The sequence below is a fragment of the Streptomyces sp. NPDC093018 genome, assembly GCF_040684035.1.
In the GTDB taxonomy this organism is placed as follows: Bacteria; Actinomycetota; Actinomycetes; order Streptomycetales; family Streptomycetaceae; genus Streptomyces; species Streptomyces murinus.
Window position 1 is genome coordinate 99,688 of sequence record NZ_JBFBFF010000002.1, and the last position, 26,284, is coordinate 125,971.

Below are 26,284 nucleotides of genomic sequence, written 5' to 3' on the forward strand. Positions count from 1 at the left end.
CGAGGGCCCTCCGGGTAGCCCCTCAGCGGTCTTCTGCGTCACGTCCCGGCGGGCGTTCCGTCCGTTCCGCCGGGAATACGACCGGGCCGCCGTGACCGCGCCGCTCCTCCATCTCCTTGAGCATGTCCTGGAGCTCGGCCCGGATCCAGTCACGGGTGGCGACCTCGCCCAGACCCATGCGCAGCGCGGCGATCTCCCGGGTCAGGTACTCGGTGTCGGCGATCGACCGCTCGTTCTGCTTGCGGTCCTGCTCCAGGTTGACCCGGTCCCGGTCGTCCTGCCGGTTCTGCGCGAGCAGGATCAGCGGGGCGGCGTAGGACGCCTGGAGCGACAGGGCCAGCGTCAGGAAGATGAACGGGTACTCGTCGAACCGCAGATGCCGGGGCACGCTCACGTTCCACAGCACCCAGAGGATGATGACGATCGTCATCCAGACGATGAAGCGTCCCGTGCCGAGGAACCGGGCGATCCGCTCCGACAGCCGCCCGAAGGCCTCCGGGTCCCACTCGGGCAGGAACCGGCGCCGGGGCGGGCGCGGCTGGTCGAGCCGGGGTGTGCGCGGGCGGCCGGCGGCCGTGGCTCCGGCGGGCGTGCGGTCCCGTTCGCGCTCAGGAGGCATGGCCGGCCCCCTTGTCGCCCTCGGGGCTCTCCTCCAGATGGAACTCGGTCTCACGCCAGTCGTCGGGCAGCATGTGGTCCAGTACGTCGTCGACGGTCACCGCGCCCAGCAGCGACCCGGCCTCGTCCACCACGGGCGCGGCCACCATGTCGTAGGTGGCGAAGAACCCGGCGATCACCGGCAGCGAGGCGTCCGGGGACAGTGGCTGGAGGTCGTCGTCCAGGAGCGAGCTGACCAGGGTGTACGGGGGGTCGCGCAGCAGCCGCTGGAAGTGGGCCGTGCCCAGGTACTTGCCGGTCGGCGTCTCGTCCGGCGGACGGCAGACGTAGACCTGGGCGGCGAGCGCGGGGGAGAGATCGGGGTTGCGGACGCAGGCGAGCGCGTCGGCGACGGTGGCGTCCGGGCGCAGCACGATCGGCTCGGTGGTCATCAGACCGCCGGCCGTGTGCTCCTCGTACGACATCAGGCGCCGCATGTCGGCCGCGTCGCCGGGCTGCATCAGGCTCAGCAGCCGCTCCTTGTCCTCCTCCGGCAGTTCGGAGAGCAGGTCGGCCGCGTCGTCCGGGTCCATGGCCTCCAGGACGTCGGCCGCGCGCTCCTCCTGGAGCTTGCCGAGGATCTCGATCTGGTCGTCCTCCGGCAGCTCCTCCAGGACGTCGGCGAGCCGGTCGTCGTCCAAGGCGGCGGCGACCTCGGCGCGCCGCTTGGGGGAGAGGTGGTGCAGCACATTGGCGAGGTCGGCGGGGCGCAGCTGCTCGAAGGTGGCGAGCAGATTCTCGGCGCCCTGTCCGTGCTCCTCCAGGGAGAACCCGGAGACGCCGGCCCAATCCACGGTCATCGTCTCGCCCTTGACCCGGCGGAACGCGCTGCCCTTCCTGCCCTTGCGGACGAAGACCCGGTCGATCTCCCAGTCCCGGCGCGCGGGCAGCTGCTGCACGGACATGTCGAGGACGGTGGCCTCCTCGCCGGTCTCCACCAGGGTGACCCGCCGGTCCAGCAGCTCGCCGAAGACCAGCCGCTCGGTCGGCCGCTGCTCGAAGCGGCGCACATTCATCACACCGGTGCTGATGACCTGGCCGGACTCGATGCCGCTGATCCGGGTCATGGGCAGGAAGATGCGGCGCCGGGTGGACAGTTCGACGACGAGGCCGAGCACGCGTGGCGGTCGCTTGCCCACCCGCAGCATCACGACGAGATCGCGTACCCGCCCCACCTGGTCGCCGTTCGGATCGAAGACGGGGACCCCGGCGAGGTGCGAGACGAAGATCCGGGGGGCGCCGGCTGCCATGGGTTCTGCTTCCTTGTCAGGGAACGTGCGTACGCGGTTTACATCGAAGATCTGCGCGAAGTGGTCGAAGTGGTTTGCGACCGGGATTGCTTTTGTCGGTGAATTGCTCGGATTTGCCCGCACGGTTGCGCTTCAGGCTAGCCCGTACCGCTCGGATACGCCCTGGTGGGGGGTCCGGACGGACTGGCTCCGCCGGGTGCCCCGGGCACCGGTACGCTGCGGTACGCCGCTGAAGGAACCGTCGGAAAGGCGACCTCACCTGTGACTGCGATTCCCCCCGGCCGTACCCGCCCGGTGACCGCGCTGTGCGCGCTGGCCGTGACGGGCGCGGCGGTGCTGACCGGATGCGGCGGCGGCGATCCGGACGCGGGCACCAACGGGGTCGGCAAGCTGTCCGCCGACAGGATCCAGGCACGCACGCGGTCCGCGGCGCAGGGTGCCTCGGCGGTCCGGCTGTCCGGGACCGTGGTGACCAGCGGCCGTACGTACCGGCTCGACATGCGCCTCAAGGATGACGGCGGGACCGGCTCGGTGACCTCCGGCGCCGACACGTTCAGGCTGCTGCGGGTCGGCACCCAGCTGTATCTGAAGGCCGACGCGGCCTTCTGGGCGCAGCCGGACGGCAAGGGCGACGGGAGCGGGGCGGCGGCCAAGCTCGACGGGAAGTACGTGAAGGTGCCGCAGGGGGACCCCGCGTACAAGAAGTTCAGCGGCTTCACGGACAAGGACGTCCTCCTCTCGGGTCTGCTGACACTGCACGGCTCGCTGGCGACCGACGGGCGGCACACCCTGGCGAGTACCCCGACGATCCGCATCACGGGCGACCACGGCTCCGGCGGCACCCTCGACGTCTCCCTCAAGGGCACCCCCTACCCCCTCGCCCTCACCCGCGCGGGCGACGCGGGCACGCTCCGCTTCTCCGACTGGGGCGCGGACTTCACCGTCACCGAACCCAAGGACTCGGAGACGGTGGACTACGGGCAGCAGCTGCCGGCGTCGTAGCGGGGCAGGCGCGCCAGGGGTACGAGGGTGACCGCCCCTTACGGCTCTTACCGCCCCTTACGGCGCTTGGCGAGCAGCTTCGGCAGGGCCGCCGGCACCGGCCGGCGCGTGGTCGCCGGGGTCGGCACCGGTCTGCGCGCCAGATCGCCCTCGGGCAGCGCGGCCACCGCACCCGTCGGCACCAGGCGCAGCACCCGGCACTCACGCGCCCAGCGGTCCGTCATCACCTCGGCGTCGGGGGCGTTCAGCCGCTTGCCCTTGAGCTCGGCGACCGCCGCCTCCCACTGGGGCGTACCGGGTGCCGGCTCGCGCACCGCGGCCGTGAAGGAGACCAGCCGGCCCCCCTTGTCCTTGCTGCGCACGGTCACCTCGGCGGTGCCCCCGTCGGCCAGCCCCGTCAGCGGCTGCTCCCCGGGCCCGTCGCCCACCAGGCACACCGCGCCCTCGTGCCACACATGCCACACGGCATGCGCGGCGGACGCCTCCGCGCCCCGCACCCACAGCAGGCCGGACTTCTTCACGGCCTCCTCGATGAGAGCCCGCGTGAGCAGCTCGCTTGTCATGCGTCCACCCTATCCACGCCGCTCACAGCCATCCGTTGCGCTTCAGTGTCCGGTGGATGCCCAGACACAGCATGACCGTGACGCCCATGATCACCGGGTAGCCGTACTTCCAGTGCAGCTCGGGCATGTACTTGAAGTTCATGCCGTACACCCCGCACACCATCGTGGGCACGGCGATGATCGCGGCCCACGCGGTGATCTTCCGCATGTCCTCGTTCTGCGCGACGGACGCCTGCGCGAGGTTGGCCTGGAGGATGGAGTTGAGCAGTTCGTCGAAGCCGACGACCTGCTCGTGGACGCGGGCGACATGGTCGGCGACATCCCGGAAGTACTTCTGGATGTCCGGGTCGATCAGCCGCATCGGCCGCTCGCTGAGCAGCTGCATCGGCCGCAGCAGCGGGGCCACCGCCCGCTTGAACTCCATGACCTCGCGCTTGAGTTGGTAGATCCGCGCGGAGTCCACACCGCGCGAGACGCCGCCCCGGCCCGGCGAGAAGACCTCGGTCTCCACCTCGTCGATGTCGTCCTGCACCGCGTCGGCCACCGCGATGTACCCGTCCACCACATGGTCGGCGATCGCGTGCAGCACCGCCGAGGGGCCCTTGGCCAGCAGCTCGGGGTCGTCCTGGAGCCGGTGCCGCAGCGCCCGCAGCGAGCCCTGGCCGCCGTGCCGCACGGTGATGAAGAAGTCCCGGCCGGTGAAGCACATCACCTCGCCGGTCTCCACGACCTCGCTGGTCGCGGTCAGCTGGTCGTGCTCGATGTAGTGGATCGTCTTGAAGACGGTGAACAGCGAGTCGTCGTACCGCTCCAGCTTCGGCCGCTGATGCGCCTGCACCGCGTCCTCGACGGCCAGCGGGTGCAGCCCGAACTCGCCCGCGATGCCCGCGAATTCGGCCTCCGTCGGCTCATGCAGCCCGATCCAGACGAAGCCGCCGTCGCGCCGCACCTGCCGCATGGCCTCCTGTGGGGTGAGCGGCTTCGCGCTGACGAGGCGCCGGCCGTCGCGGTAGACGGCGCAGTCGACCACGGCCGACGGGGTGGCGGGGTCGCGCGTGGTGTCGTACGACGCGGACGGCGCGCTCGTGGCCTTGCGCGGCGAGACACGGGAGGGACGGACCACGGCGCGCAGGTCGCGGATCATCGACATGGGCAGGCTCCTTCGCGACAGGCAACGAAAGACCGCCGAAGACGGGTGGAACTACCCGGAATGGGGACGTCCTCCAGGAATTTCCCCGGCCGGGGGCGGGGGAAGGTGTTTGGCTCGTCCACAAAGCGGGGAGCACCGCACCGTTGCGGTGGCGATTTCGCTGCTGATGCAGAACTGATGCAGATCAGGCAAAGCGAGACGAAGTGCTCTTCCGAACAGTGACGCGCACGGGAAGGCGGCAGCCGGCCAGAACGAAAACCGGTCAGTGGCTACGAGGGCCAGTGACTACATTCAGCGGGCGGAAGAGCGAGTGGTACTACCAGGTCGACTTCGATCCATGACAGCCCCACCTCCTCCGGCCGGTCCCTCGTAAGGGAGTTCCCAGGGTTCCGGGCTTGACAGCGTGCTTGGCACGCCGCCCCGAACCGCCGGCTCAGAGTACCAGCCGCCCTTGCTGTCAAGGTGCCGCTTTGCCCGCTGCTGACGAGTTCTATGCTCACCGCATGGTTGATGTTCTTGCTCTGGTCGAGGCACGGTTGACCACCGCCCTGGGCACCCCGGACGCGCGCGCCGCCGTCACCTTCCTCGGTACGGACCGCATCGAGGTGCTCCGCTTCACCGAGGGGGACGTCGTCCGCTACGCGACCCTCGGCATGTCCGCGCACCCCATGAGCGACCCCACCGCGCTGGTCGCCGACCCGGTCGAGGGCCCCCGTGCCGAACTGGTCCTGTCCGTGCGCGCGGGCGTCGCCGACACCGACAAGGTGCTCCGCCCGCTCGCCGTGCTCGCCGCCTCCCCGCAGGTCGAGGGGCTGATCGTGACGCCGGGCGCCTCCTTGGACGTGGGCGATCCGCTGTGGCCCGGCGCCCCCTTCACCTCGGTCCTGGTGGGCGAGGGCGGCGGACTGGTCGAGGATCTGGAGCTGGACGAGCCGCTGGATCCCGTACGGTTCCTGCCGCTGCTGCCGATGACCCCGAACGAGGCGGCCTGGAAACGGGTGCAGGGCGCCCAGGCCCTCCAGGAACGCTGGCTGACGCACGGCACGGACCTGCGGGATCCCGTCCGCAGGTCCGTACCGCTGGAGTGAGCAAGCTCACGGGGCCATGGGTCAGTTGGCGAAGACCGTGACCCCGTCCTCGGTGGCGTGCCGCGGTGCCAGCTCCTCGGCCTCGTGGACGAGGGAGCGGCGCCGTACGGCGACCACCACGGCGCCCAGCAGCGCGGTGACCGCCGCCACCACGAACGGGATGTGGATGTCGGTCCACTCCTCGATCTTCGGCGCGAAGTAGGGCGCGGCCGCCGCCGCGAACCAGCGGACGAAGTTGTAGCCCGCGCTCGCCACCGGGCGCGGGGCGTCCGAGACGCCGAGCGCCAGCTCGGTGTAGACGGTGTTGTTCACGCCGATGAAGGCGCCGGACAGGACGGTGCAGACGATCGCGGCGGTGTGGCCGCCGTAGCCGAGCACCAGGACGTCGGCCGCGAGCAGCACCAGCGAGCCGCCGAGCACCTTCAGCGAGCCGAACCGCTCCTGCATGCGCGGCGCGACGACCACCGAGAACACCGCGAGCAGCACGCCCCAGGCGAAGAACACCGCGCCGGAGCGGTACGGGGTCATGTTCAGCACGAACGGCGTGAAGGCCAGCACGGTGAAGAACGTGTAGTTGTAGAAGAACGCCGAGACCGCGGCCGAGGCCAGACCGCCGTGGCCGAGCGCCTTGAGCGGGTCCAGGATCGAGGTCTTGCGGGCCGGCTTCGGCTGCTCCTTCAGGAACACCGTGATGCACAGGAAGCCGATCGCCATCAGCGTGGCGGTGCCGAAGAAGGGGTAGCGCCAGCTGATGTTGCCCAGCACCGCGCCGAGCAGCGGGCCGCAGGCCATGCCGAGGCCGAGCGCGGACTCGTAGAGCAGGATCGCCGCCGCGCTGCCGCCGGCCGCCGCGCCGACGATGACCGCGAGCGCGGTGGAGACGAACAGCGCGTTGCCGAGGCCCCAGCCCGCCCGGAAGCCGACCAGTTGGCCGACCGTGTCCGAGGTGCCGGCGAGACCGGCGAAGACGATCACGAAGGCGAGGCCGAGCAGCAGCGTCTTCTTGCCGCCGATCCGGCTGGAGACGAAGCCGGTCAGCAGCATCGCGACCGCGGTGATCAGGAAGTACGAGGTGAAGAGCAGGGACACCTGACTGGGTGTGGCGTGCAGGCCCTGCGCGATCGACGGCAGGATCGGGTCGACCAGGCCGATGCCCATGAAGGCGACGACGGAGGCGCCGGCCGTGGCCCAGACCGCCTTGGGCTGTCGCAGGATGCTGCCGGCTCCCGCGTCTAGGGGATCCATGTGCTTCTCCCGTTCTGCTGGATAGCGCGTAGAGGACTGGATAGATAGTTGGTGTTTACACATACTAAGTTAGCTCGGCTAATTAATGCAAGATGCATCTACTTGGCCTGGTCAGGGCGCCCGGACGGGTGATCGTCCTTGACGTGGACGGGCCGGGGTAGGACCGTGGAGCCCTATGAGGGGCGAACCCAGTTGCCCGCGCTGTGGTGGCCGGGTCAGGGCTCCCGGTCTCTTCGCCGACACGTGGCAGTGCGATGCCCACGGGGCGGTGTTTCCGCTACAGCCCGTGATCCCGCCCAGCGTCGAGGCCCTCGGCGCGGTGGCGAAGCGCACGCATGTCCCGCTGTGGATGCCATGGCCGCTGCCGGTCGGCTGGCTCTTCACGGGCGTGGTCTACGCGGGCGACGACCGCAGCGGCGGCCGCGCGACCGCCGTCGCCTGCTCCGGGCCCGGCCCGCTCGGCGGCCCCGGGGAGCTGATCCTGGTCGCGGAGGAGATGGGCGTCGGCCTCGGCGCGCGCTACGCGGGCATCGACGGCCCGGACCCCGGGCCGTACATGAACGTCGAGAAACCGCCCCAGGCCAAGGTGCTCGCCGCCGGCCGCCCCACCCCCCTCTGGCACGTCTACCGCACCCCGGACGACCGCGCCGTCTTCGCCGGGGAAGCGCTCGGCATGTGGCTGTGGGCGGTGCTGTGGCCCGAGCAGGCGGGCCTGCTGCTGTACGACGAGCTGGTCCTGACCGATCTGCGCGACGCGGGCGCCGAACTGGACCTGGTGCCCTGCGGGGCGCTGTCACCCCGGCTGCTGCGCCCCTAGGGCCTGTCCGGGCGCACCCCTGGGGGCCCTGGGGCCTGTAGGGGGCGCACCCCAGGATCGGTCGTGACAAAGCGGGTGTCCCGGGCGGTTATCCTGAGGTGTCCTCTTCCGTCCTGGGCCCGTCTGGAGTCACCGTGCGCATCGATCTGCACTGTCACTCCACGGCATCCGACGGCACGGACACCCCCGCCGAGCTGGTGCGCCATGCCGCTGCGGCCGGTCTGGACGTCATCGCGCTGACCGACCACGACACCACCCGCGGCCACGCCGAGGCCATCGCCGCGCTGCCCGCCGGGCTCACCCTGGTCCCCGGCGCCGAGCTGTCCTGTCGTATCGACGGCATCTCGATGCACATGCTGGCCTACCTCTTCGACCCCGAGGAGCCCGCCCTGCTCGCCGAGCGCGAGCTGGTCCGGGACGACCGGGTGCCGCGGGCCAAGAGCATGGTCGCCAAGCTGAACGCGCTGGGCGTGCCGGTCACCTGGGAGCAGGTCGAACGGATCGCCGCCGGTGGTTCGGTCGGGCGCCCGCATGTGGCGTCCGCGCTGGTGGAGCTGGGCGTGGTGAAGACGGTGAGCGACGCGTTCACCAAGGAGTGGCTCGCCGACGGCGGCCGCGCCTACGCGCCCAAGCACGAGACCGACCCCTTCACGGCGATCCGGCTGGTCAAGGCCGCGGGCGGGGTCTGTGTGTTCGCGCACCCGGCCGCCGCCAAGCGGGGCCGCACCGTCCCCGAGTCCGCGATCGCCGAGATGGCCGCGGCCGGCCTGGACGGCATCGAGGTCGACCACATGGACCATGACGCCGCGGCCAAGGACCGGCTGCGCGGACTGGCGAAGGAGCTCGGCCTGCTGGTCACGGGCTCCTCGGACTACCACGGCAGCCGCAAGACCGTCGCGCTCGGCGACTACACCACCGACCCCGAGGTGTACGGGGAGATCACCCGCCGGGCGACCGGCGCGTTCCCGGTCCCGGGGGCCGGCGGAGCCTGAGGCCGCCTCTGCGGCCGACGCGCGCTCACACCCTCAGTTCTTCTTCTTCAGCAAGGCCAGTACTTCCGCATGTTCGACATCGCCGTCTTTGGCTCTCTGTTCCTGACCCTTTTTGTCATCATGGATCCCCCTGGGATCACCCCGATCTTCCTCGCCCTGACCGCGGGCCGCCCGGCGAAGGTGCAGAAGCGGATGGCGTTCCAGGCCGTCTGCGTCGCGTTCGGGGTCATCGCCGTCTTCGGCGTCCTCGGGCACCAGATCCTCGACTATCTGCATGTGTCCGTGCCCGCCCTGATGATCGCGGGCGGTCTGCTGCTCCTGCTGATCGCGCTCGACCTGCTCACCGGCAAGAACGACGAGCCGAAGGCGACCAAGGACGTCAATGTGGCGCTGGTGCCGCTCGGCATGCCGCTGCTCGCGGGGCCCGGCGCGATCGTGTCCGTCATCCTGGCCGTGCAGAAGGCCGACAGCGTGAGCACGCAGATATCCGTGTGGGTCGCGATCCTCGCGATCCATGTGGTGCTGTGGCTGGTGATGCGCTACTCGCTGCTGATCATCCGGGTCATCAAGGACGGCGGCGTGGTCCTGGTGACGCGGCTCGCGGGCATGATGCTCTCCGCGATCGCGGTGCAGCAGATCATCAACGGGATCACCCAGGTGATCCACGGAAGCTGACGCTCAGGTGATCCGGGGGGACCGGGCCGTCGTATGCGGCTCGGTTCCCCCGGAAGGCTTGAGCGGGAACCCCGTTACGAGGCCGGGGTCTCGGCCGGGCGGATCCACAGGCGCTGCCCCACTGCGGCGGCCTGTTGAACGATCCGGTTGACGGAGGCGGCGTCCACGACGGTGCTGTCCACGGTGGTGCCGTCGACCTCGTCGAGTCGCATGATTTCGAAGCGCACAGGCTTCTCCCTTCGTCTGGTCATCCTCCTGCGGAGAACTACTTGGCGCGCCGGATGTGTATCCGGCGTCGTACTCAGTCAACGCGCCGCTTGTTACAAACATTCCCTACGCTAAAGAAAATTTTCGCACGCCTAACTACTGACCGGTAAGTAGTCGCCGGTGACCGTATGAGATCGCCTGGGACTGACCGGGATCGGTTGTGTTCACAGTGTGACGGCGAGGAGAATGGGGGGCGATGAACGACGACCTGGCGCATCTCGCCACCCGCATCGACCGTACGAATGAGCTGCTCGAACGCATGCTCGCCGAGGTGGCGAAGACACCCTCGACCCACGCGATCTTCGTGGACGCGGGGTATCTGTACGCGGCCGCGGGCCGCCTGGTCGCCGGGACGGAGGACCGCCGGGCCTTCGACGTCGACGCCGAAGGCCTGATCGACGCGCTGATCGACCGCGCCCGCACCGTCTTCGCGGACAGCCGGCTGCTGCGCGTCTACTGGTACGACGGCGCCCGGCGCCGCATCCACACCGCCGAGCAGCAGTCCATCGCCGAACTCCCCGATGTCAAGGTCCGCCTCGGCAACCTCAACGCCAACAACCAGCAGAAGGGCGTCGACTCACTCATCCGCACGGATCTGGAGTCACTGGCCCGGCACCGCGCCATCAGCGACGCGGCCCTGCTCGGCGGCGACGAGGATCTGGTCTCCGCGGTCGAGGCCGCCCAGGGCTACGGCGCCCGCGTCCATCTGTGGGGCATCGAGGCACCCGAGGGCCGCAACCAGGCCGAGCCGCTGCTGTGGGAGGTCGACAGCCAGCGCACCCTGGACCTGGAGTTCTTCAAGCCGTACGTCTCCCGGCGCACGGCCGCCGCCTACGAGGCCGGCGCCGGGGCCCGGCCCACCCGCGACGACGTCCGCTTCGTCGGCGCCCAGATCGCCGCCAAGTGGCTGGCCTCCCGGGGCCGCGACGCCCTGGTCGAGCTGCTGCCGGGCCACCCCTATCTGCCCGGCTCCGTCGACCAGGACCTGCTGGTCGAGGCCGAGGGCCTGCTCCAGTACTCCCTGCGCGGCCAGGCCGACCTGCGCCGGGCCCTCAGGGACGGGTTCTGGGACCACTTGCAGGCGCAGTACTAGCGGTTGCCCCCGGTGATGCCGTCCCAGAAGTCGGCGAGGGCGCGGGCGGTCTCCAGCGGGCGCTCGGTGTTGGGGGAGTGCTCGGTGCCGTCGACGATCGTGCGGCGCGCGCCGAGCCGTATCGCCATGTCGTCCAGCAGGGGCACCGGCCAGGTGTCGTCGTACGCGCCCGACACGACATGGAACGGCAGTGCCAGGGCGGCCAGTTCCGCGACCCGGTCCGGCTCCGTGCACAACTGGCGCCCGGCGGCGAGGAGTTGGGCCGGCTTTGTGCCCATCCAGCGGCGCCGCATGTCCTCCTGGACGCCCGAGGCGTCGCCCGGCTCCGGTGTCCCGGTCTGCTCGGGCGCCTCCATCTCCCGCATCGCGTCCCACACTTGCGCCATGGTCAGCACGGCGAGCGCGTCTCGTAGCAGCCGTACCCGCTCCTGCTGGGACTCCGAGATCCGTGCCGGTCCCGATGCCATCAGGGTCAGTGACCGGAAGGGCGCGTGGTCCAGCAGGACGGCGGCGCGGGCGACCTGGCCGCCGAAGGAGTGGCCGAGCAGATGCACCGGCCCGCCGAGCGCCGCGGCCTGCGCCAGCACGTCGGCCGCCAACTCGCCCTGCGCGTAAGCCGATTCGTCGCCCTCGGGGCCGTCCGACTCGAACTGCCCGCGCCCGTCCACGGCCACGGTCCGGTACCCGCGCTCGGCCAGCGGCACATGCAGCGGGTTGAAGTCCTCCTTGCTGCCGGTGAACCCGGGCAGCAGCAGGACGACCCCCTTCGCCTCGACCCCCTCGGCCACCGGAGCGTCGACGACGGCGAACTTCCCGCGCGCGGTCTCCAGCGCGTACGCACGGGCGCCGGGGGGCGGTACGAAGGTATCGGGCCTGCTCATGGGGGAGAGGTTAGCCGGAGGGTGCCGGGGGAACGCCGACGGCCCGGTCCACCGAGGTGGACCGGGCCGTCGAGGACTGCGGTGGCGCCGGATCAGGCCTCCGGTGCCTCCACGGCGGCCGTCGCCTTGCGGGTGCGGCGGCGCGGCTTGGCCTCCGGCTCGCCGGTGGCCTGCGCCGGGATCTCCGCGGTGGCCGTCTCGGCGACGGCCTTACGGGTCCGCCGCGCCTTCGGAGCGGCCGGCTCGACCCCGTCGGCCGTTTCCACGGCGGCGGCGGTCTTCCGGGTGCGGCGCGGCTTGGCCTCGGTGACCTCGGCGGTGTCCGTCGTGGTCTCGGCCGTCGTCGCGGTCTTGCGGGTGCGGCGGGGCTTGGCCTCGGCCTCGGGGGCGTCGGCCTCCGGCTTGGCGGCGGCGGTCTTGCGGGTGCGGCGCGGCTTGGCCTCGGCCTCCACCGCGTCCGTCGTCTCCACCGCGTCCGTCTTCGCGACGGCCGCCTTACGGGTACGGCGCGGCTTGGTCGCCGGAGCGGCCTCCTCCGCCGTGGCCTCGGCGACCGGCTCCGCGGCCTTGCGCGTACGGCGACGCGGCGCGGCCTCGGTGTCCTCAGTCGCCTCGACGGCGGCGGCGGTCTTCCGGGTGCGGCGCGGCTTGGCCTCGGTGACCTCGGCGGTGTCCGTCGTGGTCTCGGCCGTCGTCGCGGTCTTGCGGGTGCGGCGGGGCTTGGCCTCGGCCTCGGGGGCGTCGGCCTCCGGCTTGGCGGCGGCGGTCTTGCGGGTGCGGCGCGGCTTGGCCTCGGCCTCCACCGCGTCCGTCGTCTCCACCGCGTCCGTCTTCGCGACGGCCGCCTTACGGGTACGGCGCGCCTTGGGCTCGGCCTCGACGGTCTCGGCCTCGGCAGCGGGCGCGGGGGCCTCGGCGGCCTTGCGGGTACGGCGGCGCGGCTTGGCCTCCTCCACCGTCTCCACCACGGCCTCGGCGACCGGCTCGGCCGCCTTGCGGGTGCGGCGGCGCGGCTTGGCCTCCGCCTCGGGCTCCGCGACGACGGCCGGGGCCGGCGCCGGGGTCTCGACAATGGCGGTTTCCACGACGGCGGTCTCCACCGGCTCCGCCGCCACGGGCTCCGCGGCCTTGCGGGTACGACGTCGACGCGGCTTCTCGACGACCTCCGCGGCCTCCGCCACGACGGGGGCCGGGGCGGCCGCGGGCGCCTCCTGCGGCGCCTCGGTGCTCACCTCGACGGCCGGCGTCACCGCGGCCGGAGCCTGGGCGCCGTTCCGGGTGCGACGACGACGGCGCGGGGTGCGCGTCGCCGACTCCTCCACGGACGTGGACTCGGTGGCCGGTGCCTGCGCGGCCGCGTCCATCGGGGCGCCGCCCCGGGTGCGACGGCGACGGCGCGGGGTGCGCGCCGGGCGCTCCCGCTCGGCGGCGGGGGACTCGGCACGCTCCTGGCGGTCCTGGCGACCACCGCGGCCACGATCGCGGTCGCGGTCACGGTCGCGGCCACGGGAGCCGCGTCCGCCGGTCTCGCCCAGGTCCTCCAGCACCTCCGCGTCCAGACCGGCACGGGTCCGCTCCGAGCGGGGCAGGATGCCCTTGGTGCCCGCGGGGATGCCGAGGTCGGAGAACAGGTGCGGGGAGGTGGAGTACGTCTCCACCGGGTCGTTGAAGTCCAGCTCCAGCGCCTTGTTGATCAGCTGCCAGCGCGGGATGTCGTCCCAGTCCACGAACGTGATCGCCGTACCCTTGGCGCCCGCGCGGCCGGTGCGGCCGACGCGGTGCAGGTACGTCTTCTCGTCCTCGGGGGACTGGTAGTTGATGACGTGGGTGACGCCCTCGACGTCGATACCGCGCGCGGCGACATCGGTGCAGACCAGGACGTCGACCTTGCCGTTGCGGAACGCGCGCAGCGCCTGCTCGCGGGCGCCCTGGCCGAGGTCGCCGTGGACCGCGCCGGAGGCGAAACCGCGGCGCTGGAGCTGCTCGGCGATGTCGGCGGCCGTGCGCTTGGTGCGGCAGAAGATCATCGCGAGCCCGCGGCCGTCGGCCTGCAGGATGCGCGCGATCATCTCCGGCTTGTCCATGGAGTGGCCGCGGTAGACGAACTGCTTGATGTTCGCGACCGTCGCGCCCTCGTCGTCCGGCGCGGTGGCGCGGATGTGCGTGGGCCGGGACATGTAGCGGCGGGCGAGGCCGATGACCGCGCCCGGCATGGTCGCCGAGAACAGCATGGTCTGGCGCTTGGCCGGGAGCATGTCGATGATCTTCTCGACGTCGGGCAGGAAGCCCAGGTCGAGCATCTCGTCGGCCTCGTCGAGGACGAGGGACTTGATGTGCTTCAGGTCGAGCTTCTTCTGGCCCGCGAGGTCGAGCAGTCGGCCCGGGGTGCCGACGACGACGTCGACGCCCTTCTTCAGGGCCTCGACCTGGGGCTCGTAGGCCCGGCCGCCGTAGATGGCCAGCACGCGCACGTTACGGACCTTGCCGGCCGTCTGGAGGTCATTGGTGACCTGCGTGCACAGTTCGCGGGTGGGGACGACGACCAGCGCCTGGGGGGCGTCGGTGAGTGCGTCGGGGGTGGCGCGTCCGGCCTCGACATCGGCGGGGACGGTCACGCGCTCCAGGAGGGGGAGGCCGAAGCCGAGCGTCTTGCCGGTGCCGGTCTTGGCCTGGCCGATGACGTCCGTGCCGGAAAGGGCGACGGGAAGCGTCATCTCCTGGATGGGGAAGGGATTGACGATGCCGACGGCCTCCAGGGCCTCGGCGGTCTCGGGGAGAATCCCAAGGTCTCGAAACGTCGTAGTCAGGGTGCTGCCTCTTCTGTGTGGCGCGGTGCGAGGCGAGCGCGGGGGTCATGAATGACCTGCCGGGGACGTCGGCTGCCGTACAGGCGTACCTGTCAAGGCAAGCCGTAGACAGGGGACCTCGGCCGACGCTCTAGCGCTCGTACCGCTGAGGGTGTCCCTCCGGTCGTCGTACGTATGGAGCCGTACGGCCACGGAGGTCTGTCGGGTCGGAGCCGATCGGGCCACCGACCGGGCATCCTCATGCGTGCGCCTTGTCGGAACACGTCGAACATCGTCGACGCACTCCCAGGCGCAATACCACCATACCCCGGATCCACGCACATGCGATGGCCGAATTGGTCACGTAGTCGTGGTCACAGTGATCGACCGGGGGCTTGAGGGGGGCGCCGAGCGGGCTATTGTGCGCCTCATGACTAGCTCTGACAAGCCTGAGAACGCGTCCGCCGCCCCCGTGCCGACCGGTGTCGCCGCGCAGGACTGGGCGCAGGCCGCCGCCGAGCCGCACTACCGCGATGCCGTCGTGGATCTGCTCGGGGCGCTCGCCTATGGAGAGCTCGCGGCGTTCGAGCGGCTCGCGGAGGACGCGAAGCTGGCGCCGACCCTCGGGGACAAGTCCGAGCTGGCGAAGATGGCGTCGGCCGAGTTCCACCACTTCGAGCGGCTGCGGGACCGGCTGACGGAGATCGGTGCGGAGCCGACGGCGGCGATGGACCCGTTCGTCGCCGCGCTGGACGGCTTCCACCGGCAGACGGCGCCCTCGGACTGGCTGGAGGGCCTGGTCAAGGCGTACGTCGGCGACTCGATCGCGAGCGACTTCTACCGGGAGGTGGCGGCGCGGCTCGACATCGACACCCGGGAACTGGTGCTCGCGGTGCTCGACGACACCGGGCACGCGGAGTTCGCGGTGGAGAAGGTGCGGGCCGCGATCGACGCCGATCCGCGGGTCGGCGGGCGGCTCGCGCTGTGGGCGCGGCGGCTGATGGGTGAGGCGCTGTCGCAGTCGCAGCGGGTGGTCGCGGACCGGGACGCGCTGTCCACGATGCTCGTGGGCGGGGTGGCCGACGGGTTCGATCTGGCCGAGGTGGGGCGGATGTTCACGCGGATCACGGAGGCGCACACCAAGCGGATGGCTGCGCTGGGCCTCGCGGCCTGAGAAGCGGTGCGCTCCGTGGGGGCGGTGCGGGTGGTGGCGCGGCCGGCGGTGCGTTGTGGCTTGTCGCGCCCACGCGGCGGAGCCGCATATCGAACAGAGCCCCGCGCCCCTGACGGGGCGCTGCTTACGCCGTCAGGGAGCGGCGGGCGCGTGACGGGCGTAGAAGCAGGGACAGGGAGGCCGCCGAGATGATCGCCGCGCCCAGGACGGGGACCACGAGGGTGCCCGAACCTACGGCGCTGTGGGTGACGAAGTCGCCCAGGAGGGCGCCCGCGATGCCGGTCGAGTAGACCAGGGGGCGGTTCGGGAGACGGTGGGCGAGGCGGACGGTCGCTGCCCAGGCGAGCAGGAGACCGAGCACGGCGGTGCCGAGTGCTTCCAGGATCATGACGGGGGTCCCTCCCACGGCCGGTCTGCCTTGAACGGTCGTAGCCCGTCTTACCCGTGACCTGCGGACTGCAATCCTCCGCTATGGAGGAGTTGTGTCGTCTCTGTGTGCGAATCCGGGCATCCGCTCAGCACAAGGGCCCGGCGGCCGAATGCCGCCGGGCCCTTGCCATGGCCTTGACTACAGCGCGCCGAAGCCCACCTTGCGCACGGTCGGCGCGCCGAGCTCCACGTACGCCAACTTGTCCGTCGGCACCATGACCTTGCGGCCCTTCTCGTCCTCAAGGGTCAGCAGCTGCGTCTTCCCGGCGAGCGCGTCGGACACCAGGCGCTCGACCTCCTCGACGCTCTGACCGCTCTCCAGAGCGATCTCGCGGGGCGCGTGCTGCACGCCGATCTTGACCTCCACGGCTTTGTCCCTCCGACGGTCAGTTATGTGCGCGATCTTCCGCGCCGTACCAGCACACATTAGCCCGGTGAGGGGACGTGCACGCGGCCGGCCAAGAACGCCAACAGCGAACACCGTCCGGGAATGAACACCGTGACGCGACTCAGTGGTGCTCGTTGCCGTGCAGCGGGAAGCCCGCGATGCCGCGCCAGGCGAGCGAGGCGAGGAGCTGCACCGCGTTGTCGCGCGGCACACTGCGGTCGCTGTGCAGCCAGGAACGGGCCACCACCTGGGCGAGCCCGCCGAGACCCGAGGCGAGCAGCATGGACTCCGCGCGCGAGAGCCCGGTGTCCTCCGCGATCACCTCGCAGATCGCCTCGGCGCACTCGGTGGTCACCTTGTCGACGCGCTCGCGCACGGCGGGCTCGTTCGTCAGGTCCGACTCGAAGACCAGCCGGAAGGCGCCGCCGTCGTCCTCCACATAGGCGAAGTAGGCGTCCATGGTCGCCCGCACCCGCTGCTTGTTGTCGGTCGTCGACGCCAGCGCGCTGCGCACCGACTGGATCAGCGCCTCGCAGTGCTGGTCAAGCAGCGCGAGATAGAGGTCGAGCTTGCCCGGGAAGTGCTGGTAGAGCACCGGCTTGCTGACGCCGGCCCGCTCGGCGATGTCGTCCATCGCCGCCGCGTGGTAGCCCTGTGCGACGAAGACCTCCTGGGCCGCGCCCAGCAACTGGTTCCGTCGGGCTCGGCGCGGCAGCCGGGTGCCGCGCGGGCGTGCTGCCTCTGTTTGCTCGATGGCTGTCACGCCGCCTCCCAATGTCGTCCACATGCGGTGTCGACCGCGCGGCCATCGTACTTTTCGGTAACCGTGGTGTGCGCGGTGCGAGCGCAGAATTTCATGTACCGGACGACGGCGAAAGCCGAGTCACGCGGTCGATCAGCGGTAGTCGTCCTCGTCGAGCGAGACCACGCGCGTCTGTTCGAGCAGATCGGCCTCGTTCGCCCGGTCCTTCTTCTCCGCCGTCAATGTGTCGTCGCGCTCGGGCCGGACATCGGCCTGCTGCTCGACGGCGTCCACTTCCGGGTCCTCGACGCCCAGCTCGGGGGCCGTCTCGTCGTCCAGTTCCTCGATGGTGTCGGGCTCGGTCGGATCCTGGGCCATGATGGGCTCCCTTCCTACGACGTCCCTGGGCACGGCAGGGGCCACATGCGGGTGCCCTCTGCTACGAGCCTAGGAGACGGCCGATTCGGACGCCATGCCGTGCGCGCCCGTCCGCGCACCGGTTGTCCCCCGCGGAACGGCTCATGCGCGGAACGGCTCATTCTGTGACGGCGAACACACGAACCCCGGTGTGATCACCTCGTAACATTGCCCGCATGTCTTCCACCGAGTCGCCCTCCGCGCCGGCCGCCAGTGTCCTCCCCCGGGTGGCGCCCGTCCGGGTCGGCGACGGGGAGCGGCTGCGGACGGTGGGCCTGCCGGGGGTCACCCTGTCGGTGCGCTACCGGCCGCCCGCGCGCGCGGACCTGCCGCGCGCCCTGTACGTGCACGGGCTCGGCGGCTCCTCGCAGAACTGGTCCGACCTGATGGCCGAGCTGGACGGCGTCGTGGCCGGCGAGGCGATCGACCTGCCGGGCTTCGGCGACTCCCCGCCCCCGGACGACGGCGACTACTCCGTCACCGGGCACGCGCGGGCCGTCATCCGCTACCTGGACGCCTCAGGACACGGTCCCGTCCACCTCTTCGGCAACTCGCTCGGCGGCGCGGTCACCACGCGGGTGGCCGCCGTACGCCCCGATCTGGTGCGCACGCTCACGCTGATCTCGCCCGCGCTGCCGGAGCTGCGGATCCAGCGGACCGCGGTGCCGACCGGACTGCTCGGCGTGCCCGGTATCGCGGCGCTGTTCACCCGGATGAGCAAGGAGTGGACGGCCGAGCAGCGGGTGCGCGGGGTCATGGGGCTCTGTTACGGCGATCCGGGCCGGGTGACACCGGAGGCGTTCCGGCAGGCCGTGGAGGAGCTGGAGCGGCGGTTGCAGCTGCCGTACTTCTGGGACGCGATGGCCCGCTCCGCACGCGGCATCGTCAACGCGTACACGCTCGGCGGGCAGCACGGGCTGTGGCGGCAGGCCGAGCGGGTGCTCGCGCCGACCCTGCTGATCTACGGCGGCCGGGACCAGCTCGTCGGCTACCGCATGGCCCGCAAGGCCGCCCGCTCCTTCCGTGACTCCCGGCTGCTGTCGCTGCCGGACGCCGGACACGTGGCGATGATGGAGTACCCGGGCGTGGTGGCGCGGGCCTTCCTGGAGCTGATGGCGCAGGCCGGGGGCGACGGCGGCGCGGATGCCGGCAGTAGAGACGACGGCGACAGAGACGACAGCACGGAGACGGGCGGCCGGGGAGCCGCCGAGGGTACGGAAGCGGGGAGCTGAAGGACACCGTGGGACGCCACAGCCGCCGGGGGCCGGCCAAGCCGGCCGCGAAGGACCAGGGTCCGGAGATAGCGGCGAGGAGTGAGCGGGCGGCGCCGGGCCGCGGGGCGCCGGGACTGCCGGACGGGACACCGGGCCATGGTGTGCCGAGATCCCCGGAGGGAGCGGCGGGGCGTGGCGCGCCGCGCGGTCCCGAGGGGGCGGCGGGGCGTGCTGGCGCGCGTGGGCCCGAGGGGACGCCGGCCCGTGGTGTTCCGCGGCTGCCCGAGGGGACGCCCGCCCGTGGTGTCCCGCGCGCGCCCGACGGTGGTGTTCCCGGGTCGCCCGACGGCACGCCCGCGCACGGTGTGCCGCGTGGTCCCGGTGCGGGTGCCGCTCGTGGCGGGCATCCCGAGCAGCGGGAACCCGGGGGCGGCTGGGGGGAGTTCCCGGCGCGGACCGGATCCGGTACCGGTGTGCACGGGGTCGTGCTGCCCCGGCAGCGGCAGGCGGGTCCCGCGGGGCCGGGAGGGCCTGCCGGGACTGCCGGGCCGGGCGGGCGTGGGCCTCGGCAGGACTATCTGGACGCTTTCGACGGCGGCGGCGGGAAGGCCGGACACGTCCGTACGAACGAGCAGCCGGCCGAAGAACCGGGGCCGGGACCGAGGCCGAAGGCGAAGCCGGAGCCGGAGTCGACGGCCGAGAAGATGCCCGTCGGCGGTGCGGACAAGGCGGACCTGCCCGCGCAGCGCGGGAACAACAAGGGGCGGGCCTTCACCGGTATCGCCGCGGCCGCCGTCACCACCGTGCTCGCGGTGGTCGTCGCCGGGCAGGTGACCGAGAGCCGCGACGACGGCGCGAACGCGGGGCACTCCGCGCCGGACCGGGGCACCGACGCGCACGCCGGTTCCGCCGCGAAGCCGAGCGCGGTGCCGTTGACGTACGAGCAGAAGATGGACCGCACATATCCGCTGGGCGCCACCCTCAAGGCGTCCGGGAAGTTCGACACCGTCCCCGGCTTCGACAAGGCGCCCGGCACCGGTCAGAAGTACCGCTACCGGGTCGACATCGAGCAGGGACTCGGCCTGGACGGCGCGCTGTTCGCCGAGGCGGTGCAGAAGACGCTGAACGACGACCGCAGTTGGGGGCACGGCGGCACCCGTACCTTCGAGCGGATCTCCTCCGGCAAACCCGACTTCGTGATCACCCTCGCCAGCCCCGGCACCACCGCCACCTGGTGCGCGAAATCCGGCCTGGACACCACCGAGGACAACGTCTCCTGCGACTCGGCCGCCACCCAGCGCGTGATGATCAATGCATACCGATGGGCTCAAGGAAGCAAGACATATGGCGACAAAATCCATATGTACCGGCAAATGTTGATCAACCATGAAGTCGGCCATCGGCTCGGCCACAATCACGTCACCTGCGAGAAGAGCGGCGAACTCGCGCCGGTCATGCAGCAGCAGACCAAGTTCCTCGACCATGACGGGATCCACTGTCTGCCCAACGCCTGGCCCTATCCCAGGAGTTGACGACCTGCGCTTATGTCACATTGACATGAGCCGCAAGTTCGTTCATATTTCTGCGCATGTGGTCTAGTCATGCCGTCTCCTTCAGCGCCGCCATCGAGCTGGCGCTGATCGGCGTGACCGCGCTCTGCGTGGCCGACATCCACTGTCGCTGACGCCGCCCCCTGGCGTTCGCGTCGCGACCTTTCTCCTTTTCCCGTCCGTGACCCCGGTCACGGATTTTTCGACGACCCGACGCCGGGGCCGACGTCTGTCCAGGGACGTCTCACTCCTCGTCTCTTTGTCTCACTCTTCGAGAAAACCTCGAAAGCACCCCCCGAGAGGTCGTCATTCCGATGCGTCAACCGTCCGTCATAGCGCGCCGCGTGGCAGCGGCATCCGTCAGCCTGGTCGTGGCCGCGGGCGCCGCCGCCTGCGGTCCGAAGGACAGCGGTGCGAAGGGCTCCGGTGGCGACTCCACGCCCCACAAGGGCGGCACCCTCACGGTCCTGAACTCCGAGCCGCAGACCGATTTCGACCCCGCGCGGCTGTACACCTCGGGCGGCGGAAACGTCCCGTCGCTGGTCTTCCGCACGCTGACCACGCGCAACCGGGCGAACGGCGCGGCCGGCGCCAAGGTGGTGCCGGACCTCGCCACCGACACCGGGCGTCCCAGCAAGGACGCGACCGTGTGGACGTACACCCTGAAGAAGGGCCTGAAGTACGAGGACGGCACCCCGATCACCTCGGCCGACATCAAGTACGGCATCGAGCGCTCCTTCGCCCCCGAGCTCTCCGGCGGCGCCCCCTACCTGCGCGACTGGCTGACCGGCGCGGCGGACTACCAGGGGCCGTACAAGGACAAGAAGGGCCTGTCGGCGATCGAGACGCCGGACGAGCGGACCATCGTCTTCCATCTGAACAAGCCCGAGGGCGAGTTCCCGTTCCTGGCCACCCAGACGCAGTTCGCGCCGGTGCCCAAGGCCAAGGACACCGGTACCAAGTACGAGGAGCACCCGGTCTCGTCCGGCCCCTACGAGGTCGTCAAGAACGAGAACGACGGCGAGCATGTGCTGCTCAAGCGCAACCCGAACTGGTCGGCGGCCACCGACGACCAGCGCAAGGCGTACCCGGACACCATCGATGTGCGCTCCGGCCTCGACTCCTCGGTGATCGACCAGCGGCTCTCCGCGTCCCAGGGCGCGGACGCCGCCGCCGTCACCACGGACACCAACCTCGGCCCGGCCGAGCTCGCCAAGGTGACCGGCGACAAGGAGCTGGCCGCGCGCGTGGGCACCGGCCACTTCGGCTACACGAACTACATCGCGTTCAACCCGACCGTGAAGCCGTTCGACAACCCCAAGGTGCGCGAGGCCATCGCGTACGCCGTCGACCGCTCCTCGGTGGTCAACGCGGCCGGCGGCAGCGCGCTCGCCGAGCCGGCCACCACCTTCCTGCCGAACCAGAAGTCCTTCGGCTACACGCCGTACGACCCCTTCCCGGCGGGCGCGTCCGGCAACCCGGCGAAGGCCAAGGAGCTGCTGGCGCAGGCCGGTTACAAGAACGGGCTCACCGTCACCCTGACGCACTCCAACGCCAAGGACTTCGCGACCAGCCCGGAGATCGCCACCGCCCTCCAGGACGCCCTCAAGAAGGCCGGCATCACGGTCAAGCTCCAGGGCCTGGAGGACAACGACTACCGGGACACCGTCCACAGCGTGAAGACCGAGCCCGGCTTCTTCCTCGCCGGCTGGGGCGCCGACTGGCCCTCCGGCGGTCCCTTCCTCGCCCCGATCTTCGACGGCCGGCAGATCGTGAAGGACGGCGCGAACTTCAACGCGAGCAAGCTCAACGACAAGTCGGTCAATGACGAGATTGACTCGATCAACAAGTTGACCGACCTCGACGCGGCCGCCAAGCGCTGGGGCGCCCTGGACCAGAAGATCGGCGGCAAGGCCCTGGTGGTGCCGCTGTTCCACCCCGTCTACAAGCGCCTGGTCGGCAAGGACATCCGCAATGTCGTCATCAGCGACTGGACCGGCGTGCTGGACATCTCCCAGGTCGCGGTGAAGTGACGCCGTGACCGAGTCACCCCTCGCCACCCCGGCCGCCGGGACGGACGCCTCCGTCCCGGCGGCCTCGGGGGCCCGCCGGTTCTGGCGGCGGCTGCGGGCACAGCGCGCCGCCCTGGTCGCCGCGGCCGTCGTCGCGCTGCTCGTCCTGGTCGCGCTCGCCGCGCCGCTGCTCACCGCCCTGGAGGGCCAGGACCCCTTCACCTACCACCCGTCCCTGATCGACTCCGCGCGCGGCGGGGTGCCGGTCGGCTCCCTCGGCGGCATCGACGCGGAGCACTGGCTGGGCGTCGAGCCCCAGACCGGCCGCGACCTGTTCGCCCGCCTGGTCTACGGCGCCCGGGTCTCGCTCGGTGTCGCCCTGGCCGCCACCGTCATCCAGGTCGCCATCGGCGTGGCCGTCGGCGTGGCGGCCGCGCTCGGCAATCAATGGGTTGATCAACTGTTGAGCCGGATCACGGACATCATCGTCGCCATGCCGCTGATGATCATGTCGTTGGCCCTGCTGGCGGTCGTCCCGGCGAGCTTCCCGCGACCCGTCCTGGTCACCCTCGTCATCGGCCTGATCGCCTGGGGCAGCATCGCGAAGATCGTGCGCGCCCAGACCCTGTCCATGAAGGGCCTCGACTACGTATCGGCGGCCCGGCTCAGCGGCTGGAAGACCTGGCGGATCGCCCGCCGGGAGCTGCTGCCCGGACTCGCCGCGCCCGTCATCACCTACGCGGCGCTCCTCGTGCCCATGAACATCTCGGTGGAGGCGGCCCTGTCCTTCCTCGGCGTCGGCGTCAAGCCGCCCACGCCCTCCTGGGGACAGATGCTCACCGCCGCCGACGTCTGGTACCAGGCCGCCCCGCAGTACCTGCTGCTGCCGGCCGGCGCCCTGTTCGTCACCGTCCTCGCGCTCACCGTGTTCGGCGACGGCGTGCGCACCGCCCTCGACCCGCGCGCCGCCTCCCGGCTGCGGATCGGCACCGGCCGCAAGGACAAGGACGAGGACAAGGACAAGGACACAGCCACGGCGATGGTCACGGCCACGGACGCGGCCGAGAACACGGCCGAGAAGGAGGCGACCGCATGAGCGGCTTCGGCGGATTCCTGCTGCGCCGGGCCGTGGGCACGGTCATCACCCTGCTCGCCATCTCGGTCATCGTCTACGTCGTCTTCTACGTCACCCCCGGCAACGTCGCCCAGATCACCTGCGGTCCGCGCTGCTCGCCCGCCCAGGTGCACCAGGTTGCCGAACAGCTGCACCTCGGCGACCCCCTCTATGTGCGCTACTGGCACTTCCTCCAGGGCCTCTTCGTCGGCCAGGACTTCTCCACCGGCACCTCCCTGGAGCACTGCGCGGCGCCCTGCCTCGGGCAGTCGTACCAGACCGGACAGCAGGTCCTGGACATCATCCTGGGCAAGCTGCCGGTCAGCCTCTCGCTGGTCCTCGGCGGCATGGTGCTGTGGCTCGCCCTCGGCGTCGGCACCGGCATCCTCTCCGCCTGGCGGCGCGGCCGCGTCTCGGAGCGGGTGCTCACCGCGATCACCCTCGCGGGCACCGCCACGCCCGTGTTCGTCATCGGCCTGGTGCTGATGATCATCGTCTGCGGCGAACTCCAGCTGCTGCCCTTCCCGGAGTACGTCGCCCTCACCGACGACCCCGAGCAGTGGGCCTGGAACCTGCTGCTGCCCTGGCTGTCGCTGGCCCTGATCGAGGCCGCCACCTTCGCCCGGCTGACCCGCGCCGCGATGCTGGAGACCCTCGCGGAGGACCACGTACGGACCTTCCGGGCGTACGGCGTCGGCGAGCGGGCCATCGTCGGACGGCACGCGCTGCGCGGCGCGTTCGCCCCGGTCATCGCGCTCAACGCCAACAACGTCGGCTCCGCCGTCGGCGGCGCCGTCCTCACCGAGACCCTGTTCGGGCTGCCCGGCATCGGCCAGGAACTGGTGCACGCGGTGAAGGTCGTCGACCTTCCGGTGGTCGTCGGCATGGTCCTCGTCATCGCGTTCTTCGTGGTGCTCGCCAACGCCGTCGCGGACGTGCTGTACGCGGTGGCCGACCGACGGGTGGTGCTCGCATGAGCCTGGTGGAAGTGACCGACCTGAGCGTCGAGTTCGGCGCGCTGCGGGCCGTCGACCAGCTCTCCTTCAGCCTGGCCGAGGGCGGTGCGCTGGCCCTGGTCGGCGAGTCCGGCTCCGGCAAGTCCACGGTCGCGGGCGCCCTGCTGGGCCTGCACCGCGGCACCGGCGCCCGGGTCGGCGGCACCGTGCGCGTCGCCGGCACCGATGTCCGGGCGGCCACCGAGCAGGAGCTGCGGCGGCTGCGCGGCGCCAAGGCCGCCATGGTCTTCCAGGACCCGCTGTCCTCGCTCGACCCCTACTACGCCATCGGCGACCAGATCGCCGAGGTGTACCGGGTGCACACCCGCGCCGGACGCCGCGCCGCCCGCGCGCGGGCCGTCGAGGTCCTGGACCGGGTGGGCATCCCGGACGCCGCCCGGCGCGCCCGCTCACGCCCGCACGAGTTCAGCGGCGGCATGCGCCAGCGCGCGCTCATCGCCATGGCGCTGGCCTGCGAACCCGAGCTGCTGATCGCCGACGAGCCCACCACCGCGCTCGACGTCACCGTGCAGGCCCAGATCCTCGATCTGCTGCACACCCTGCGCACGGAGACCGGCATGGGCCTGCTGCTGGTCACCCATGACGTGGGCGTGGCCGCGGAGAGCGTCGAGGAGGTGCTGGTCATGCGGCACGGCCGGGCCGTCGAGCACGGTCCGGTCGGGACCGTCCTCGCGGCGCCCCGGGAGTCGTACACCCGCGAACTCCTCGACGCCGTCCCGCGCGTGGACGCCCGCCGCACCGGCTCCCCGGCCACCGGCGAGGTGGTCCTGGAGGCCACCGGACTGCGGCGCGAATTCGGGCGCGGCAAGCGGGCGTTCGCGGCCGTGGACGATGTCTCGCTGACCGTGCGCAGGGGCGAGACCCTCGGTGTCGTCGGCGAGAGCGGCAGCGGCAAGACCACCCTCGGCCGGATGCTGGTCGGCCTCCTGGAGCCCACCGCGGGCCGGATCCGCTACGCGGGCGAGCCGCACACCGGGGTGAACCCGGCCGTCCAGATGGTCTTCCAGGACCCCGTCTCCTCCCTCAACCCCCGCCGCAGCGTGGGCGAGTCCATCGCCGACCCGCTGCGCGCCCGCGGTGAGAAGGGCGCCGGGGCCGAAGAGCGGATCAGGGGGCGGGTGACGGAACTGCTGGAGCGCGTGGGGCTCGAAGGGGCGCACTACGACCGCTACCCGCACGAGTTCAGCGGGGGCCAGCGCCAGCGCATCGGCATCGCCCGCGCGCTGGCCGCCGACCCGCGTGTCATCGTCTGCGACGAACCCGTCTCCGCGCTCGATGTCACCACCCAGGCCCAAGTGGTCGCCCTGCTGGGCGAGTTGCAGCGGGAACTCGGCCTCGCGCTGGTCTTCATCGCGCACGACCTCGCCGTCGTCCGCCAGGTCAGCGACCGGCTCGCGGTGATGCGCCGGGGCCGGCTGGTCGAGTACGGCCCCGCCGACGAGGTCTACGACAGCCCGCGCGAGGAGTACACCCGGCAGCTGCTGGCCGCCGTCCCCGCCCTCGATCCGGAGCTGGCGGCCCGGCGCCGGGCCGCGCGCCGTGCACCGGCGGCGGCCTGACCGGGCGCCGGACGACGCGCCCGGCGTGACGTCCCGTACCCGTGTGAACGCCTAGCGCGACAGAACGCGGTCCGCACGAGAAAGTTACGCGTGTTCACCCCTTTTGGTGGGGGGCCGGGCCCCCGCCCCGGGCGCGCCCCCCACGGGTGGGCGAGGGGGTGCCCGGGGTGTGGGGCGCGGGGCCCGGGGGGGCCGCGCGCCGC

Annotated in this window: 26 protein-coding genes; 14 read left to right on the forward strand and 12 right to left on the reverse strand. The window is 71.5% G+C overall.

All coding sequences use genetic code 11. The annotated features are described in order from the left end of the window. Window positions 1–22: 22 nt before the first annotated feature. Window positions 23–619 carry a DUF1003 domain-containing protein gene (locus tag AB0N90_RS04315; protein WP_361674910.1) on the reverse strand — a complete coding sequence of 199 codons (597 nt, stop codon included), beginning with the start codon at window positions 617–619 and terminating at the stop codon, window positions 23–25. Further along, window positions 609–1,907 carry a CBS domain-containing protein gene (locus tag AB0N90_RS04320; protein ID WP_361674908.1) on the reverse strand — a complete coding sequence of 433 codons (1,299 nt, stop codon included), beginning with the start codon at window positions 1,905–1,907 and terminating at the stop codon, window positions 609–611. Before AB0N90_RS04320 ends, AB0N90_RS04315 begins: the two co-directional genes overlap by 11 nt. A 261-nt stretch (window positions 1,908–2,168) precedes the next feature. On the opposite strand from AB0N90_RS04320, the gene AB0N90_RS04325 reads away from it, so the two are divergent. Continuing rightward, window positions 2,169–2,909, forward strand: a complete 741-nt coding sequence (locus AB0N90_RS04325) for a hypothetical protein (RefSeq protein WP_365192925.1) — start codon at window positions 2,169–2,171, stop codon at window positions 2,907–2,909. 47 nt (window positions 2,910–2,956) lie between these two features. Here AB0N90_RS04325 and AB0N90_RS04330 read toward each other — a convergent pair whose 3' ends face one another. Together AB0N90_RS04330 and AB0N90_RS04335 are read right to left on the reverse strand one after the other, a co-directional pair. Then, on the reverse strand, window positions 2,957–3,472 hold the full coding sequence (locus AB0N90_RS04330) for a hypothetical protein (RefSeq protein WP_365192926.1): 516 nt from the start codon (window positions 3,470–3,472) through the stop codon (window positions 2,957–2,959). Between the two features lie 22 nt (window positions 3,473–3,494). Continuing rightward, complete coding sequence (locus AB0N90_RS04335; protein ID WP_361674902.1) at window positions 3,495–4,622, reverse strand: magnesium and cobalt transport protein CorA; 1,128 nt, start codon at window positions 4,620–4,622, stop codon at window positions 3,495–3,497. A 503-nt stretch (window positions 4,623–5,125) separates the two neighbouring features. On the opposite strand from AB0N90_RS04335, the gene AB0N90_RS04340 reads away from it, so the two are divergent. Beyond that, complete coding sequence (locus AB0N90_RS04340; RefSeq protein WP_365192928.1) at window positions 5,126–5,710, forward strand: suppressor of fused domain protein; 585 nt, start codon at window positions 5,126–5,128, stop codon at window positions 5,708–5,710. A 21-nt stretch (window positions 5,711–5,731) separates the two neighbouring features. Here the strand turns inward: AB0N90_RS04340 and AB0N90_RS04345 are convergent, their stop codons facing one another. Next, window positions 5,732–6,955, reverse strand: coding sequence for an MFS transporter (locus AB0N90_RS04345; RefSeq protein ID WP_365192930.1), 1,224 nt, complete (start codon window positions 6,953–6,955; stop codon window positions 5,732–5,734). Between the two features lie 175 nt (window positions 6,956–7,130). On the opposite strand from AB0N90_RS04345, the gene AB0N90_RS04350 reads away from it, so the two are divergent. From AB0N90_RS04350 to AB0N90_RS04360, 3 genes are all read left to right on the forward strand, one after another. Further along, window positions 7,131–7,772, forward strand: a complete 642-nt coding sequence (locus AB0N90_RS04350; RefSeq protein ID WP_365192932.1) for a DUF6758 family protein — start codon at window positions 7,131–7,133, stop codon at window positions 7,770–7,772. A 134-nt stretch (window positions 7,773–7,906) separates the two neighbouring features. Continuing rightward, window positions 7,907–8,764 carry a PHP domain-containing protein gene (locus tag AB0N90_RS04355; RefSeq protein WP_365192934.1) on the forward strand — a complete coding sequence of 286 codons (858 nt, stop codon included), beginning with the start codon at window positions 7,907–7,909 and terminating at the stop codon, window positions 8,762–8,764. A 69-nt stretch (window positions 8,765–8,833) separates the two neighbouring features. Further along, a complete protein-coding gene (locus tag AB0N90_RS04360; RefSeq protein WP_085566420.1) occupies window positions 8,834–9,439 on the forward strand; it encodes a MarC family protein in 606 nt (201 codons plus the stop codon). 74 nt (window positions 9,440–9,513) lie between these two features. Here the strand turns inward: AB0N90_RS04360 and AB0N90_RS04365 are convergent, their stop codons facing one another. Next, the gene (locus AB0N90_RS04365) at window positions 9,514–9,666 is read right to left on the reverse strand and encodes a hypothetical protein (RefSeq protein WP_086805833.1); all 153 of its coding nucleotides are present in this window, start codon (window positions 9,664–9,666) and stop codon (window positions 9,514–9,516) included. A gap of 236 nt (window positions 9,667–9,902) precedes the next feature. Between AB0N90_RS04365 and AB0N90_RS04370 the strand changes: the two genes are divergently transcribed. Continuing rightward, window positions 9,903–10,799 carry an NYN domain-containing protein gene (locus AB0N90_RS04370; protein ID WP_361674892.1) on the forward strand — a complete coding sequence of 299 codons (897 nt, stop codon included), beginning with the start codon at window positions 9,903–9,905 and terminating at the stop codon, window positions 10,797–10,799. On the opposite strand, the gene AB0N90_RS04375 is transcribed toward AB0N90_RS04370, so the two are convergent. Together AB0N90_RS04375 and AB0N90_RS04380 are read right to left on the reverse strand one after the other, a co-directional pair. Further along, window positions 10,796–11,680, reverse strand: a complete 885-nt coding sequence (locus AB0N90_RS04375; RefSeq protein WP_365192936.1) for an alpha/beta hydrolase — start codon at window positions 11,678–11,680, stop codon at window positions 10,796–10,798. The two genes, AB0N90_RS04370 and AB0N90_RS04375, sit on opposite strands and share 4 nt — an antisense overlap. A gap of 92 nt (window positions 11,681–11,772) precedes the next feature. Beyond that, entirely contained in the window at window positions 11,773–14,394 is a 2,622-nt protein-coding gene (locus AB0N90_RS04380) for a DEAD/DEAH box helicase (protein WP_365192938.1), read from the reverse strand. 502 nt (window positions 14,395–14,896) lie between these two features. Here AB0N90_RS04380 and AB0N90_RS04385 point away from each other — a divergent pair. Beyond that, window positions 14,897–15,640 (forward strand): ferritin-like fold-containing protein, encoded by a 744-nt coding sequence (locus AB0N90_RS04385; RefSeq protein WP_361674886.1) that lies wholly within the window; start codon window positions 14,897–14,899, stop codon window positions 15,638–15,640. A 124-nt stretch (window positions 15,641–15,764) separates the two neighbouring features. Here the strand turns inward: AB0N90_RS04385 and AB0N90_RS04390 are convergent, their stop codons facing one another. The 4 genes from AB0N90_RS04390 to AB0N90_RS04405 form a co-directional block, all read right to left on the reverse strand. Beyond that, window positions 15,765–16,028, reverse strand: coding sequence for a hypothetical protein (locus AB0N90_RS04390; protein WP_365192940.1), 264 nt, complete (start codon window positions 16,026–16,028; stop codon window positions 15,765–15,767). Between the two features lie 180 nt (window positions 16,029–16,208). Continuing rightward, a complete protein-coding gene (locus AB0N90_RS04395) occupies window positions 16,209–16,436 on the reverse strand; it encodes a DUF3107 domain-containing protein (RefSeq protein ID WP_037660048.1) in 228 nt (75 codons plus the stop codon). A gap of 142 nt (window positions 16,437–16,578) precedes the next feature. Then, window positions 16,579–17,220: a TetR/AcrR family transcriptional regulator gene (locus tag AB0N90_RS04400; RefSeq protein ID WP_365192942.1), complete on the reverse strand. Its 642-nt coding sequence runs from the start codon at window positions 17,218–17,220 to the stop codon at window positions 16,579–16,581. Between the two features lie 132 nt (window positions 17,221–17,352). After that, window positions 17,353–17,577 (reverse strand): hypothetical protein, encoded by a 225-nt coding sequence (locus AB0N90_RS04405; protein WP_361674881.1) that lies wholly within the window; start codon window positions 17,575–17,577, stop codon window positions 17,353–17,355. A 215-nt stretch (window positions 17,578–17,792) separates the two neighbouring features. Between AB0N90_RS04405 and AB0N90_RS04410 the strand changes: the two genes are divergently transcribed. The 7 genes from AB0N90_RS04410 to AB0N90_RS04440 all read left to right on the forward strand — a co-directional run bounded on the left by AB0N90_RS04410 (window position 17,793) and on the right by AB0N90_RS04440 (window position 26,081). Further along, window positions 17,793–18,848: an alpha/beta hydrolase gene (locus tag AB0N90_RS04410; protein ID WP_361674879.1), complete on the forward strand. Its 1,056-nt coding sequence runs from the start codon at window positions 17,793–17,795 to the stop codon at window positions 18,846–18,848. A gap of 260 nt (window positions 18,849–19,108) precedes the next feature. After that, entirely contained in the window at window positions 19,109–20,362 is a 1,254-nt protein-coding gene (locus tag AB0N90_RS04415) for a DUF3152 domain-containing protein (RefSeq protein WP_365193575.1), read from the forward strand. A 56-nt stretch (window positions 20,363–20,418) separates the two neighbouring features. Next, window positions 20,419–20,514, forward strand: coding sequence for an Ms4533A family Cys-rich leader peptide (locus AB0N90_RS04420; protein ID WP_310738795.1), 96 nt, complete (start codon window positions 20,419–20,421; stop codon window positions 20,512–20,514). 180 nt (window positions 20,515–20,694) lie between these two features. Further along, window positions 20,695–22,413: an ABC transporter substrate-binding protein gene (locus AB0N90_RS04425; protein WP_365192944.1), complete on the forward strand. Its 1,719-nt coding sequence runs from the start codon at window positions 20,695–20,697 to the stop codon at window positions 22,411–22,413. A 4-nt stretch (window positions 22,414–22,417) separates the two neighbouring features. Continuing rightward, window positions 22,418–23,488: an ABC transporter permease gene (locus AB0N90_RS04430; protein WP_365192946.1), complete on the forward strand. Its 1,071-nt coding sequence runs from the start codon at window positions 22,418–22,420 to the stop codon at window positions 23,486–23,488. Further along, a complete protein-coding gene (locus AB0N90_RS04435) occupies window positions 23,485–24,483 on the forward strand; it encodes an ABC transporter permease (RefSeq protein WP_361674873.1) in 999 nt (332 codons plus the stop codon). Before AB0N90_RS04430 ends, AB0N90_RS04435 begins: the two co-directional genes overlap by 4 nt. Then, complete coding sequence (locus tag AB0N90_RS04440; RefSeq protein WP_365192948.1) at window positions 24,480–26,081, forward strand: ABC transporter ATP-binding protein; 1,602 nt, start codon at window positions 24,480–24,482, stop codon at window positions 26,079–26,081. Before AB0N90_RS04435 ends, AB0N90_RS04440 begins: the two co-directional genes overlap by 4 nt. Window positions 26,082–26,284: the final 203 nt, after the last annotated feature.

Bases quoted from the DNA above. Each gene is read 5' to 3' on its own strand.
- AB0N90_RS04410 (WP_361674879.1), top strand. From the start codon at position 17,793: ATGTCTTCCACCGAGTCGCCCTCCGCGCCGGCCGCCAGTGTCCTCCCC.
- AB0N90_RS04330 (WP_365192926.1), bottom strand. From the start codon at position 3,472: ATGACAAGCGAGCTGCTCACGCGGGCTCTCATCGAGGAGGCCGTGAAG.
- AB0N90_RS04340 (WP_365192928.1), top strand. From the start codon at position 5,126: ATGGTTGATGTTCTTGCTCTGGTCGAGGCACGGTTGACCACCGCCCTG.
- AB0N90_RS04320 (WP_361674908.1), bottom strand. From the start codon at position 1,907: ATGGCAGCCGGCGCCCCCCGGATCTTCGTCTCGCACCTCGCCGGGGTC.
- AB0N90_RS04350 (WP_365192932.1), top strand. From the start codon at position 7,131: ATGAGGGGCGAACCCAGTTGCCCGCGCTGTGGTGGCCGGGTCAGGGCT.
- AB0N90_RS04390 (WP_365192940.1), bottom strand. From the start codon at position 16,028: ATGATCCTGGAAGCACTCGGCACCGCCGTGCTCGGTCTCCTGCTCGCC.
- AB0N90_RS04375 (WP_365192936.1), bottom strand. From the start codon at position 11,680: ATGAGCAGGCCCGATACCTTCGTACCGCCCCCCGGCGCCCGTGCGTAC.
- AB0N90_RS04385 (WP_361674886.1), top strand. From the start codon at position 14,897: ATGACTAGCTCTGACAAGCCTGAGAACGCGTCCGCCGCCCCCGTGCCG.
- AB0N90_RS04440 (WP_365192948.1), top strand. From the start codon at position 24,480: ATGAGCCTGGTGGAAGTGACCGACCTGAGCGTCGAGTTCGGCGCGCTG.
- AB0N90_RS04335 (WP_361674902.1), bottom strand. From the start codon at position 4,622: ATGTCGATGATCCGCGACCTGCGCGCCGTGGTCCGTCCCTCCCGTGTC.
- AB0N90_RS04360 (WP_085566420.1), top strand. From the start codon at position 8,834: ATGTTCGACATCGCCGTCTTTGGCTCTCTGTTCCTGACCCTTTTTGTC.
- AB0N90_RS04435 (WP_361674873.1), top strand. From the start codon at position 23,485: ATGAGCGGCTTCGGCGGATTCCTGCTGCGCCGGGCCGTGGGCACGGTC.
- AB0N90_RS04405 (WP_361674881.1), bottom strand. From the start codon at position 17,577: ATGGCCCAGGATCCGACCGAGCCCGACACCATCGAGGAACTGGACGAC.
- AB0N90_RS04315 (WP_361674910.1), bottom strand. From the start codon at position 619: ATGCCTCCTGAGCGCGAACGGGACCGCACGCCCGCCGGAGCCACGGCC.
- AB0N90_RS04345 (WP_365192930.1), bottom strand. From the start codon at position 6,955: ATGGATCCCCTAGACGCGGGAGCCGGCAGCATCCTGCGACAGCCCAAG.
- AB0N90_RS04420 (WP_310738795.1), top strand. From the start codon at position 20,419: ATGTGGTCTAGTCATGCCGTCTCCTTCAGCGCCGCCATCGAGCTGGCG.
- AB0N90_RS04370 (WP_361674892.1), top strand. From the start codon at position 9,903: ATGAACGACGACCTGGCGCATCTCGCCACCCGCATCGACCGTACGAAT.
- AB0N90_RS04380 (WP_365192938.1), bottom strand. From the start codon at position 14,394: ATGACGCTTCCCGTCGCCCTTTCCGGCACGGACGTCATCGGCCAGGCC.
- AB0N90_RS04425 (WP_365192944.1), top strand. From the start codon at position 20,695: ATGCGTCAACCGTCCGTCATAGCGCGCCGCGTGGCAGCGGCATCCGTC.